Origin of the sequence: Brachybacterium tyrofermentans (genome assembly GCF_014897585.1) — a bacterium.
In the GTDB taxonomy this organism is placed as follows: domain Bacteria; phylum Actinomycetota; class Actinomycetes; order Actinomycetales; family Dermabacteraceae; genus Brachybacterium; species Brachybacterium tyrofermentans.
The window spans coordinates 254,292-266,877 of sequence record NZ_JABUXW010000001.1; the positions used below are offsets into that span (position 1 = coordinate 254,292).

At 73.8% G+C, this 12,586-nt stretch carries 7 protein-coding genes; all 7 read right to left on the reverse strand.

The window, feature by feature from the left end:
* Positions 1-2 precede the first annotated feature (2 nt).
* The 7 genes from INT49_RS01060 to INT49_RS01090 all read right to left on the reverse strand — a co-directional run bounded on the left by INT49_RS01060 (position 3) and on the right by INT49_RS01090 (position 12,538).
* A complete protein-coding gene (locus tag INT49_RS01060) occupies positions 3-2,591 on the reverse strand; it encodes a phosphotransferase (RefSeq protein WP_193115859.1) in 2,589 nt (862 codons plus the stop codon).
* Positions 2,588-4,549 carry an ABC transporter ATP-binding protein gene (locus INT49_RS01065; RefSeq protein ID WP_193115860.1) on the reverse strand — a complete coding sequence of 654 codons (1,962 nt, stop codon included), beginning with the start codon at positions 4,547-4,549 and terminating at the stop codon, positions 2,588-2,590. Before INT49_RS01065 ends, INT49_RS01060 begins: the two co-directional genes overlap by 4 nt.
* Positions 4,546-5,748, reverse strand: coding sequence for a glycosyltransferase family 4 protein (locus INT49_RS01070; protein ID WP_193115861.1), 1,203 nt, complete (start codon positions 5,746-5,748; stop codon positions 4,546-4,548). Before INT49_RS01070 ends, INT49_RS01065 begins: the two co-directional genes overlap by 4 nt.
* Before the next feature lie 2 nt (positions 5,749-5,750).
* Positions 5,751-7,115: a glycosyltransferase gene (locus INT49_RS01075; protein WP_193115862.1), complete on the reverse strand. Its 1,365-nt coding sequence runs from the start codon at positions 7,113-7,115 to the stop codon at positions 5,751-5,753.
* Positions 7,105-8,298: a glycosyltransferase family protein gene (locus INT49_RS01080; RefSeq protein ID WP_226849568.1), complete on the reverse strand. Its 1,194-nt coding sequence runs from the start codon at positions 8,296-8,298 to the stop codon at positions 7,105-7,107. Before INT49_RS01080 ends, INT49_RS01075 begins: the two co-directional genes overlap by 11 nt.
* A 124-nt stretch (positions 8,299-8,422) precedes the next feature.
* Entirely contained in the window at positions 8,423-11,767 is a 3,345-nt protein-coding gene (locus tag INT49_RS01085; protein WP_193115863.1) for an ABC transporter transmembrane domain-containing protein, read from the reverse strand.
* A gap of 318 nt (positions 11,768-12,085) precedes the next feature.
* Positions 12,086-12,538: an acetyltransferase gene (locus INT49_RS01090; RefSeq protein ID WP_193115864.1), complete on the reverse strand. Its 453-nt coding sequence runs from the start codon at positions 12,536-12,538 to the stop codon at positions 12,086-12,088.
* Between the last annotated feature and the right edge of the window lie 48 nt (positions 12,539-12,586).

Sequence of the window (12,586 nt, forward strand, 5' to 3'; positions counted from 1 at the left end):
GGTCATGTCGTCACGGTCCTCTCGTCGGGGATATGCAGCAGGTCGTCGGGAGCGACAGGTGGGGCTCCCGGGGCGGGGCGGAGATCCGCGGCGAGCTCTCGGGCGAGGGCGCGCCAACGCGGACGGAAGGCGTACACGCAGGTCAGACGGGCCAGCGTGCCGCTCTCGTACGCGGCGAGGGTGGCGGCGGGGATCCGCGCACGCAGCGCGGCCGCGTCGATCTCCTCGCGAGCGATCCGGGCGTGCTCCGCGTTCCAGATCCCCTGCAGCTCGCGCCAGCTGGCGTGGGCCCGCAGGTTCGCGAGGTCCAGAGCGGGATCGCCGAGCACGGCGGTGTCCACGTCGAGCAGTCCGGGGGCCAGGCCCGGGGCGTGGAGGATCTGCTTGTCGTGGAGGTCGCGGTGGATCAGGGCCGGACGCTCCGGAGCCGTGAGGCGGCCGAGCTCGCGCCGCGCGGCCTCGATCGCGCGCTCCCGCAGATCGCTGCCGAGGGGGTCGACGAGCCGGGCCCGGTCGCGCCAGCTCTCCAGCACGGCGCTCTCCTCGGCGGGACCGTGCACGGCGCCCTCGGGCGGAGTCACCGGACCTGCGGCGAGGGCCTGCGCCCACGCGGTGAGGGTCTCGCGCCAGGCGCGGCGCCAGACGCCGTCCTCGAGCGGGAGCCCCTCGTGCAGGGTGCGCCCAGCGAGCGCGGCGGTGGTCACCGAGTCCTCGTCAGCCGTGATCTCCTGCTGCAGCCGGAAGGGCCCGTCGAAGGAGGCTGCGCTGGTCAGAGCGTCACGGAGACGCTGTGCTCGGCCGGGGCGGACGATCTTCACGTATCGCTCGCCCTGCTCACCGGCGGCGGGGACGCGCACCACGGCGCGCTTCCCGGGCCGGTGGGAGACGACCTCGGCGTCGGGGTGCGCGTCCAGGCAGCGGGCGAGTCCGGGCAGGCGAGGATCCGTGCCCGGGGCGAAGACGGTCACCTCACCGGTCTCGGGGTCCAGCCGGGCGCCGCGCGGCCCGCGGCGAGCGGTCGCGGAGTCGGTGCGCTCGGCAGGGTCCTCCGCGTTCCCGGTGTCTGCGGTGTCTGCGGTGTCTGCGGTGTCTTCAGGGTCTTCGGGGTCTTCGGCGCGGAGCTCGAGGGGGATGCCGCGGCCGTCATGGGGCCAGGCGCGATCGACCGCCCACACGGCACCGTCGGCGAGGACCCGCTCGGGGACGACAGCCACGGCTGGGTCGGTCGCGGCGCCGGGTGCGGCGGGGACGACCGGTGCGGCCGGGTCAGTCGCGGCCGAGTCGGTCGCGACGGCAGGCGCGATCGGGCCGGTGGCGGCGACGGGTGCGCCGCGGTCGCCGCGGGGCGCGGCCGACAGGGCTTTGGTGAGGTGAGCGGGGTCCTCGAGGATCGCCGCGGCCAGCTCCAGGCGTCGGCCGACGAGGATGGGCCAGTCGGTGCGGAATCGGCGGACGGGGTCGACCGCCCCGGCCAGCAGGGCGCGGGCGGTCCAGGCCGCGAGCTCGTCCGCCTCGGGCGGCGTGCCCGCGCGGGCATAGCCGGCCAGCAGCGCAGCTCCCAGCTCCGGGGTGTCCGCGCTCAGGCACGCCGCCAGCCAGCTTCCGAGGTCGGCGCCGAGCGGCCCGTGGCCGGAGCGGTCCAGGTCGATGACGCGGATCTGCGGGAGGGAACCCGTGTCCTGGAGGTCCAGGAGCACCTGGTCGGGGCTGAGGTCGCCGTGGATCAGCCCGGTGCGGGGGTGTTCGGGCAGCCGGTCCCGCAGCAGCCGCCCGAGACGGTGCACGGCAGGCGCCTGCTCGGGGAGCAGGGCCGCGATCTCCGGCAGGGTCGCGGGGATCCGCTCGCCGAGGCGTGCCTCAGGCAGCTCGTCGGCCGCGACCGCGGCGTCATGCAGCTGCGACAGCGCCGCACCGGCAGCTTCGGCGGCGCGAAGAGCCCGCCGATGCTGGGCATGGTGCGCCAGATCGCCCGTCCCCCAGTGCTCACTGACCAGCACGGATGAGCGTCGACGCCATGGCCGCTGCGCGATGGTGGGCACGCCCAGCGCGATCCAGCAGCGAGTGACGTGCAGCAGGTCGTCCAGAGGGCGGGTGGCGATGCGCACGACCTGCCCCGTCTGCGGGAGATGCAGCACCAGGTGGCGGGCGGGGTTGTAGCTGAGGACCCGCGGCGTCTGCCGGAGCGAGCGCAGCACGCGGTGCACCAGCCGTCCCAGTCGAGGGTCCGCCTCGAGACCGCCGCTGAGCAGGAACGGCCCGTCGGCGGGGCAGGTGTGCTCGTGCACCTCGGCCCCGGAGCGGGCGGCGCGACGCAGCACGCCGTCCCGCTTGTGCGGGGAGGCGATCAGGAGAGTCCAGCCGATGCCCTCGGGCGACGGCCCGCGCGCGGCGTCGGCATCGACATCGGCATCGGCGTCGGCATCAGCGGCGGCGGCGACCTGACAGTGTGCGACCAGCGCGCTCGCGCCGGGCTTGAGGCGGCCCCTGAGGAGCGAGAGGTCCTCCCCGTGCAGCGCGGAGAGCGCACCGGGCTCCAGGAGCTGCTCGACACCGGGCAGATCGGCGTGCGCGGCGAGACGGGCGGTGCTCATGAGCGGGCCTCCTTCGGAAAGGCCGGGGCCTCCAGATGCCAGGCGTCGAGCTCCGCGTCGGACCAGGCGTCCGCCGCCGTGTCGTGCCCGTCGTCGCCCGCATCGTCGGGCCGGGTGTCCGCCGCCGCGTCGTCGGGGGCATCCTCGTCGGCCCGCTGCTCGAGCATCCAGCGCGCGTAGCGGGAGTCCGGATCGGCGGCGAGGGCGCGGGGGCTGCCGTCCTCGAGGATGGCGCCGTCCTCGAGCCACAGCACGCGATCCAGACCCTCGACCGCTGCGGCGTCGTGGGTGATCGAGATGGTGGTGCGATCCCGGGAGAGCTCCCGGAGGGACTCGCCCACCTGCGCCTTCGAGGCAGGATCGAGGCCGGTGGTGGGCTCGTCGAGCACCACGACGGGCGAATGACGGATCAGCGCGCGGGCGATCGCGATGCGCTGGCGCTGCCCGCCGGAGAGGGTGTCCCCGCGGTTGCCGAGCACGGTGTCGTACCCGTCGGGCAGACCGCTCACGAAGTCGTGAGCGCCCGCCCGGCGGGCCGCCTCCTCGATCTCGGCGTCGCTCGCGTCCTCACGGCCGTAGCGGATGTTCTCCCTCACCGAGACGGAGAACAGCACGGATTCCTGCGGGAGCACCGAGAGGTGCCGGCGCAGGTCCTCGAGCGCCACCGACCGCACGTCGTGACCGCCCACGCGGAGCACGCCGTCCTCGGGTTCGGCGAGCCGGATCAGGTAGGAGACCAGCGTGGACTTGCCGCCGCCGGACGGGCCCAGGATGCCCAGATGCTGGCCCTCGGGAATGGTGAGGTCGAGCCCGTCGAACAGCGGGCGGCCGTGGCCGTCCCGGGAGCGCAGGCCCCGGATCTCGACCGTGCCGGGGGCGCCGGCCAGGGATTCCGGGTGCGGCGGATCGGTGATCTCGATCTGCTCGTCCAGCAGGTCCGCGATGCGCTCCCCGGAGGCGGTGGCGCGGGCGATACGGCCGGTGTACTTGGCCATGTCCCGCAGGGGCTTCATCGCGATCTTCAGGTACATCATGAACAGCACCAGGTCGCCCGGGGTCATGGACCCGCGCAGCACCTGCAGCGAGCCGGCGATCAGCACCGCGGCCTGCGCGATGCCCACCAGCACGTCCGTGGAGCGCTCGAGCCCGGCGGCCAGGCGCTTGGCCCGCACGCCGGCCTTCATGGCCTTCTCGTTGCCGCCGGCGAACTCGTGGGCGACAGTCTTCTCCAGCCCGTAGGACTGCACCACGCGGATCGCGCCGAGCGCCTCGGCGGCGGCGCCCACCAGGGAGCCCTCGCCCTTGCGGGTGCTGCGGGAGGCGGTGACGATCTCCGGCGAGGAGGTGCGCGAGAGCAGCAGGTACCCGATCGCGGCGACCACCACGATCAGGGCCAGCCGCGGCTCGAGAAGGGTCATCACCACCAGCAGCACGCCGAGGGTGATCACGTTGCCCACCAGCGGCAGGCCGGCGGTGACCGCGACGTCCTGCAGGCGCCCCATGTCCCCCACCAGGCGCTGGGAGGTGTCCCCGATCGACGCCTTCTGGTGGTAGCGCAGCGAGAGGGCCTGCACATGGTCGAACACGCGGGTGCGCAGCTCGGTGGCGATCCGCGCCCCGACCTTCGCGAAGGAGACGGTGGCGAGGTAGTTGGCGGCGGCGCGGCCGCCGACGATGATCACGAGACCGATCGCGGCGGCCACCACCGTCCCGGTGAGATCCAGGCCGAACGGCGTGGAATCCGGCATCGAGGCGCCGAGCGACGAGGTCACCGCGTCGACCGCGTACTTCAGCGGCCAGGGCTCGAGCACCCGGAACACGACGTCGGCGAGCAGGGCGAGCATGCCCAGGCCGCACAGCAGCAGGTGGCGCGGGAGGTGGGGGCGGATGATCCGCAGAGTGCGGCGCAGGGCCGACGGGTCGATCCGGTCCTTCTTCGAACGAGCGGAGCTGCTCATCGGACGGTCACCTCCATCCGCGCCAGCAGGCCCCGGCAACGGCTGCGCCAGTCGTGCTCGGCGAGCGCGGCCTCGCGGGCGGCGCGCCCCAGCCGGTCCCGACGCGCCGGATCCGCGGCCAGGGTGTCGAGGGCGGCGGCGAGGGCGTCGATGTCCCCGGGCTCGACGAGCATGCCCAGCTCGCCGTCGCGCAGCACCTCGGGGATGGTGCCGATCGCGGAGGCGACCACGGGCAGGCCCGCGGCGAGGTACTCGTAGACCTTCAGCGGCGAGAAGTAGTGCTCGCCGGCCGGGTAGGGCGCCACGGCGATGTCGAGGCCGTGCAGCACCGCGGGCACCAGCTCGGGGGCCACGGCGCCGCGCAGCAGCACCCGGTCGGCGATGCCCAGCTCGGCGGCGAGCTGCTCGAGCTCCTCCTGCTGGGGGCCGGTGCCGCAGATGTCCAGGCGCAGGTCGCCGTGGGTGCGGGCGAGGGCCCGCAGCAGCAGGTCGGTGCCGTGCCAGGGCTTGAGGGTGCCCACGAAGCCGACGGTCACGGTTGCGTCGGCCTCATCGGCAGTTCCGGCAATATCAGCAGTGCGGGCAGTGCCGGCGGTGCCGAGGTCAGCCCCGCGGTGCGGACGCGGGGTGATGCGGGCGGTGTTCACCCCATTGGGGGTGACGACCACGCGATCGGGCTCCGCGCCCTGGCCGCGGCTCCAAGCGGCGACGGCCGGGGAGACGCAGGAGACCACCTGGGCGGCCTGCAGCTGGGCGCGGGTGGCGCCGAGCGCGGCGGATTCGTCGTGCAGGTGACGGTGGCGTCGCTGCTCCTCGATCAGCGGGGCGTTGACCTCGAGGATCCCGGGCACTGGCGGGCCGGCGGCGGGATCCGCGAGACGGGCGAGGGCGTCGGAGAACAGGGAGTAGCGCTCGTAGGCGAGGTCGAAGCCGCCTGCGGTGATCGCCGCGGCGATCTCGCCGGCAGCGGTGGCGACGGCCTGTTCGCGCTCGGCGCCGGTGCCCTTGGGCAGGCGGTGGCGGCGCACCTCGAGATCGGAGAGGTCGGCGGGCACGTGCTCATCGACGCGCGTGCAGAACACGGTGACCTCGTGGCCGTCGGCGCGCAGGGCTCGGATCACCTCCTGGACGTGCACGGAGGCGCCCTTGGTGCCGAACACCCCGATACCGGGGTCGAGCAGGATGTAGGCGATGCGCATGGTCAGCTCCTCGGGGTGGTGACGGCGGCGTCGGCGGCGAGCACCGGCGCGGGCGTCGGATCAGTGGAGGACGGGGCAGTGGACGCGACGGCCCGGGCATCGTCCGACCCGTCGGCCGCGTCTCCGGACGGGGCGTCCGTCGGGGCGTCCGTCGGGGCGTCGACCAGGGTGCGCAGGCGAGCGGCCTGCCCGGCGGAGGCGTACTCGGCCTCGATGAGCGCGCGGGCCGCGTCGGTCAGGCGCCGCAGATCGGGGCCGGCGCCGACCGCACTGCGGAGCGCGGCGACGAGCTCGTCGATGTCCCCGCTGCGGATCAGCCAGCCGGTCTCCCCCGTGCGCACCACCTCGCCCACGGCGGTGACGTCCGCCGCGATGCAGGGGATGCCGCTGGCCATCGCCTCGAGCAGCACGGTGGGCAGGCCGTCGGCGTTGCCGTCCTCGGCGATCACGAAGGGGGCGGCGAAGAGGTCCGCCTCCTGCAGCAGAAGGCGCACCTCCTCCTGGGTGCGGGGGCCCAGCAGGTGCACGGCCTCTCCCAGACCGTGGCGCGCGATCTGGTCCGCGAGCTCCTCGTGCAGCGGACCGTCGCCCACGATCTCGGCGGTCACGGAGACTCCCTGCTCACGCAGCGCGGCGACCGCCTCGATCAGGTGGGCGAAGCCCTTCTTCTCGACCAGCCGGCCGACGGCGAGGATCCGCGGCACCTGCCGCAGCGCGGGCCGCGGGAGATACGGGAAGCGCTCGAGCTCGAGACCGTTGCGCACCAGATGCAGGCGCTGCACGTCCCGATGGTCGAAGCGCTCCCGCAGATGGTCGAGGTTGTACCGGCTGATGGTGACCGCGTGGTGGGCGTCGCGCAGCTTGCGGGCGAGGTCCGCGTCCTCCACATCGCGGTGGAAGATGTCCTTGGCGTGCGCGGTGAAGGAGTACGGCAGGCCCGCGAGGCGGCCGGCGAGCCGTGCGACGGTGGTCGCCATCGAGGCGAAGTGGGCATGCAGGTGGGTGACGCCGTGCTCGCGCGCCAGATGCGCCACGGCGATCGCCTGCTCGGCCTCGTCAGCCTCCGCGGCGACCAGGTCCTCGAGGCTCTTCGCGAGCCCGGAGGCGATCGCAGGATCCGTCATCCCCTCGCGCCAGGTCTCCCAGAGCCGACGAGGGCTCGAGGAGCGGCCGACGGGGATCACGGGGGCCTGGACCCGCGCCAGCTCGGGGTGGAAGCGGGCGTCCGTGGGCGGGCGCAGCGAGAAGATGATGATCTCCTCCCCCGCCGCCTCGCGCGCCAGGATCTCGGAGACGATGAAGGTCTCGGAGAAGCGGGGGTACATCTTCAGCACGTAGCCGATGCGTCGGGGCTGGTCAGACTGCATGGATGCTCACCTCTGCAGGGGTCGGTGCGGTGGCCGCGAGCAGCTCTGCGGCCAGTGGGGGAACGACGGACAGGCCGTCGAGGTCGACGCCGTCGCGCGGGGTGCGGGTGGTGACCGCGCGGTCCCACCAGGCGGTGAGGTCGGCGACGGCGAGGTCGGTGATCTCGGCGGTCTCGAGGGCTCCGACGGCGGCGAGGGCGTGTGCGCGGCGGCGCTGCTCCTGGCGGCGTCGGCTGCGCGGGACGACGAGGGCGGGGGTGTCGGTGACCAGCACCTCGGCGATCGTGTTGTACCCGCCCATGCACAGCACGGCGGCGGCCTCGGCGGTGAGCTCGGGTGCGTCGGGGGCGGTGCGCACCACGGTGGTGCGCTGCCCGGCGAGCGCCTGCAGCTCCGTGACCTCGGCGGGCGCCATCTGGGGGCCGGTGATCAGCAGGTGCCGGTGTCCGGCGGGCGGCTCGGCGCGTACGGCGAGGCGGGCGAGCTCGGTGCCGTCGGAGCCGCCGCCGAGGACGGTCAGGACGAACGGATCGGGCGCAGCGGTGCTCGGGCGGGGGCGGCGCACGGCGGGGCGGCCGTGGCCCAGGTAGCCGGTGGTGGTGGCGAGGCGGGCGAGCGCCGGTGGGAGCTCTCCGGTGCGGCGGAGGTCGTAGACCCGCTCGTCGCCGTACACCCAGACCGCGTCGAGGTGGCGGGCCACGTGCTCGGCGCCGCCCAGCCGCTCCCATTCGGCGGCGGCGACGCGCGGGGTGTCGAGCACCTCGCGCAGGCCCAGCACGGTGGCCCCGCCGCGGGCGCGCTGGCTGCGCAGCACCGGCAGCAGCTCGCCGTCGATGCCGAAGGGGTGGCGGTCGACGACGAGGAGGTCGGGACGGAGCACGGAGAGCGCGGCGTCGATGGTGGCGCTGCGCAGGTCACGAAGCGCGTCGGCGTCCGTCCCGAGTCGTCGCGGCACGTAGCCGTCGCCGCGGCGGGTGAGGCCCGGCAGCACGAGCCAGTCCCACCCGCCCGGGAGCGGGTCGCGGCCCGCGTCGGGATGCCCGGCGATCAGCAGTCCGCGCACGGCGGTGCCGGTCAGTGCCGGGAGCTGCTCGGCCAGTGCGTAGGCGAGCGCGCGGTTGCGTCGCGCATGGCCGAGTCCCACGGAGTCGTGGGAGTACAGCGCGATCGTGGTCTCCACCATGGGGTCCGGGCCTCCTGCAGCGTCTCGAGTGAACGCCAGGAGAATCGCAAAGGGCCATGAGGTGGGGATGAGGCGCGGATGAGGACTCTCTCAGGAAGTGACCGGACCGGGGCCACCCGTCGGATCAGACGCTCTCGTCCTGACTGCGCAGCCAGCGCGCCAGGCGGGAGTCCTCCTGGGCCGCGAGCACCGACGGAGCGCCGTCCTCGCGCACCTCGCCGCCCTCGAACCACAGCACGCGGTCGGCGGCGGCGACCGTCTCCGGATCGCGGCTGGAGACGATCGCGGTGCGTCCCTCGAGGAGGGTGACGAGCGCCGCCATCACCGGGCGTCGCTCCGCCCCGGACAGACCGGAGTCCGCCGCATCGAGCACCACGATCGGAGCGTCGCGGAGCAGCGCGCGAGCGATCGCTATCCGGCGCCGCTGGCCGTCGCTGAGCACGTTCCCGCGCCCCACCAGGACCGTGTCGAAGCCCTGGGCGAGCTGCGCGATGACGTCGTCGATCCCCGCCCTGCGGGCGGCGTCGGCCACCTCGGCGTCGGTGGCGTCGGGACGGCCGATGCGGATGTTCTCGCGCACTGTGTCGGTGAACAGCACGGGCTCCCGCTGCACCACGGCGATCTGCCGGCGCAGATCCGTCAGGGAGACCGCACGGGTGTCGAAGCGATCCAGCAGCACGCGGCCGGTGTCCGGCTGGTCGAAGCGCAGCAGGTACGAGATGAGCGCGGCGGCCTCGCGACCCTCATGGTCCAGCAGGGCGACGTGCTGACCTGCGGGGACCACCAGCGAGACGGTGTCGAACAGCTGCGCCCCGGAGTGCTCGGGGCTGCTGGGCGCGGTGCTCGAGGACGTGTCGGCGGTGCCGTCGAGGGGACCGTCGGCCGTGGTCTCGGCCGCTGCCCCGACGGGCCTGCCGGTGCCGTCGGCCGCGCCGTCGCCGGCGCCCGCCACGGCGCTGCCCTGGGTGTTGATGGCCGAGAACACGATCTCGCCGCCCACGCGGTCCACGGGCTGGGTGCGCTGGGGTTCGGTGATCCCGACCTTCCGGGCGAGCAGCGCGGCGATGCGGTCGCCCGCGGCGGTCGCGCGCTTCAGCGCTCCGCCGTGCTGGAGCAGCTCGCGCAGCACGACGACCACGATGAGCAGATCGGCCAGCAGCATCACCAGGTCGCCCGGGGTCATCGTGCCCGCTTCGACCCGCGGACCGCCCAGCAGCAGGGTGCCGGTCACGCCGACCCCGGCGACGAGCACGGTGAGCAGCTGCAGCATCGCCTGGGCGCGACGGGCCCGGGTCAGGGCACGCCCGGCCCGCACGCCGGCCTCGGTGAGCCCGCGCTCGGAGCGGGATTCCAGGCCGTAGGACTGGATGGTGCCGGTGGCCGCGACCAGCTCGTCGGCGGTGTCGGCGAGCATCTGCGCCTCGACCGCGGCCCGGGCCTCGGCGGCGCGGCTGCGGCGCACCCCGACACCCACGGCGAGCGCGAACAGCGCCCCGGTCACCGCGAGCACGAGCGCCGTGAGCGGGTCGAGGATCACCGTGACGACCAGCAGCGACAGCAGGGTGAGGGCGCTCGCGGCGGCCCGCGGGCCGGAGTGGGAGAGCAGGTCCCGCAGGGCGGCGATGTCGTCGATCAGCGGCCGCACCGGGTCCGTGTCCGGCGTCCCGCCGCGGCGGGAGGCACGGGCGGCCGACGCCGGATGGTCGGCGGATCCCGGGGTCAGACGGTGCAGGTGCGCGAGCAGCCGGGAGCGCAGGGAGGTCGCGATCCGGACTCCGGCCCGGCCGAGCGCAGAGATGGCCACGAACCGGGTGATGACCTGCAGGATCAGCAGTCCGCCGAGGACGATCACGCTGGTGAGGAGCGCTCGCCCGGGGTCATCGTCGAGGGCCGACAGCGCCGGGAGGTCGGCTCCGGTCGAGGCGATCGCTGCGTCGACCGCGTACTTCAGCGGGAAGGGCAGCGCGATCAGCAGCCACACGCTCAGCAGCAGCGAGATCGAGCCGGTGATGAGGACCGCGCGATGGCGGCGCAGGTACGGGCTGAGCACCTGGACGACGTTCCGGTAGGGCCCCTCGCCCTGGGGAGTCTCGGCGTCCGGTCCGCTGGTCGCAGCGCTGTCGGCCGCGGAGGGCGCCGACGCGGCGGTCGCGCTCCGGGGCACGGTGGCAGTCGCGCCGCGGGGTGCACTCGCAGTGGCGGTGGCAATCGGTGCGGACGAAGCGACCGGTGCGGCCTCGGCGGTGTCCGGGCTGGCCGACGTGGTGGCGGCTTCGGGGGCACCGGACGTCGGCGTGGGGTGCTGCTGCGGAGCAGCCGCGGCGGGCTCGGGCCACGTGGCGCGCGCAGGCGTCGTCGGGCCGGACGTGGGGGCCGGCTCGTGCGCCGACCGGGACTCGTCGTGAGCCTGCTTGCGCAGCCGGGGCGCCTTCATGCTGCGGCCCGGCTTCGCGCTGGCAGGTCGCCGGGGCGCGCGCTCGACGGGCTCGACGGGCACCACGGGCTCGTCCGACGCACTGTCCTCGGCCGAGGGGCGTGGCAGCAGCGAATCCCGGGACCACCCGAACTTCTTGGCCTTCGGGGACATCGTCACCGGTACGGGGAAGGCGGGCGTGAAGTCCCGCCCCGCCACGGAGCGTGGAAGGGTCCCGCTGTCGGCGTCGTCGGCGGGGTCAGCATCCGCATCCGGCGGTGGACCATCGCCGCCGGGTACGCCTGACTCGGCGGCGATTTTCCCAGCGGTCCCGGGCACGACGGCGTCGGAGTCTTCGGCGCGAGCAGCCTCGGGCGAGATCGCTGCGGCCTCGCCCGGCCGTCCACCATCGGTCCCGTGCTCGGCCTCGGCGTCCTGGTCGTCGGCGCTCTGATCGACGACGGTCCAGCGATCCCCGGATTCGGCATCCCTCATGGCCGCCGCCCTGATCGCGGCCTTCGAAGCGGGCTCGACAGCGGGCTCTGGCTCGGACTCGATGAATGCCTCCTGCAGCCAGGCGTCTTCCACCGGAGCTGCGGCGGGGGACGGGGCCGAGAACAGCGTCGGGCCCGCGGTCGAAGACGAGTCCGGGTTCGGGGTCGCAGCCGAGCCCGCGGGGGCGGCGTCACCCTGAGGGTCCGCATCGGTGTGGGCATCCGCGTCAACGTCGGAGCCGTCAGCGGCGTCCGCGTCGGCGTCGGCGCTGAGATCGAGGTCGGCTTCGGCGTCGAGGGCGTCGACGCTGTGGAGCGCCGCGGCGGAGTCCGGAGCTCCGGCAGAATCCGGGTCGTCGCTGAGATCGGTGGTGTCGCCGTGGAGGTCTGTGGATTCGTCGCCGCCTGCGTCCTCCAGCGTCGTCTCCAGATCCTCGTCGGCCGCCGGGCTCACGGCGTCGGCCGACGAAGCATGCGGCGACCCGGCGGACCCCTGAGCATTCGACGTGCCCCGGGCGTTCTTGGTGTTCCTGCCGCGATTGCGGTTCCTGCGCGAGCTCATGCGGCAGACACCCCCGGGAAGCGTGCAGCCGGCTCCGCCATCGCGGCATCGGCCGCGGCGCGTGCGCAGGGGAGGAACAGCGAAGACATGGCACTCCTGATCGTCATCGGAAGGCGTCCTGTCTGGGCAAGGACAGGCACCGCTCAGTGTGTCACCGTCGGGGCGATTACTCCCAGCGCGACCACCCCTATGGGCGCACGCTGACATCGAGCGGGAGGCCGGCACCCGCTAGGGCGTGTTGTTAAACCCTCGTCGGTGGCGCCCGGGTGGAGGGAGGAACGTCAGTCGATGGTCCGAGCCGGGTGGCGGACACCCGGGTCAGGACGGCCCGTTGAACCTCAGGTGGAGCAACGGGTACGGCCGACCAGCCTCGTCTGTCTCGCTGCGACCGACGACCTCGAATCCTCGGCGAGCGTAGAAGCCCGCGGCCGAGACGTTCTGCTCGTTGACATCCACCTTGGTGACACCGTGCTCCGTGATCGCATGGCTGAGAAGCACCGTGCCGATTCCACCTCCACGTTGCCTCGCGTCAACGAACAGCATCTCCAGATTTCCGTCGAGAACACCGGAGAATCCCACCGGTTGACCGTCAAGCTCTGCGACCGAGAGGGTCACTGCCGGGAAATAGTCGGACTGCAGGTGGCTCTCGATCTCATTGCGGTGAGCATCCGCGAGGAAGTCGTGCGTCGCATCCACGGCGCTGCGCCAGATCACAACGAGTGCGGGATACTCCGCGACCCCGGTTGACGGCCGAAGACTCAGGGCGGGCATGGTGGGTTTCTCTCGCGAAGACATCAGCCCATCATCCCAGAGCACGCG

Bases quoted from the DNA above. Each gene is read 5' to 3' on its own strand.
- INT49_RS01060 (WP_193115859.1), bottom strand. From the start codon at position 2,591: ATGAGCACCGCCCGTCTCGCCGCGCACGCCGATCTGCCCGGTGTCGAG.
- INT49_RS01065 (WP_193115860.1), bottom strand. From the start codon at position 4,549: ATGAGCAGCTCCGCTCGTTCGAAGAAGGACCGGATCGACCCGTCGGCC.
- INT49_RS01070 (WP_193115861.1), bottom strand. From the start codon at position 5,748: ATGCGCATCGCCTACATCCTGCTCGACCCCGGTATCGGGGTGTTCGGC.
- INT49_RS01075 (WP_193115862.1), bottom strand. From the start codon at position 7,115: ATGCAGTCTGACCAGCCCCGACGCATCGGCTACGTGCTGAAGATGTAC.
- INT49_RS01080 (WP_226849568.1), bottom strand. From the start codon at position 8,298: ATGGTGGAGACCACGATCGCGCTGTACTCCCACGACTCCGTGGGACTC.
- INT49_RS01085 (WP_193115863.1), bottom strand. From the start codon at position 11,767: ATGAGCTCGCGCAGGAACCGCAATCGCGGCAGGAACACCAAGAACGCC.
- INT49_RS01090 (WP_193115864.1), bottom strand. From the start codon at position 12,538: ATGCCCGCCCTGAGTCTTCGGCCGTCAACCGGGGTCGCGGAGTATCCC.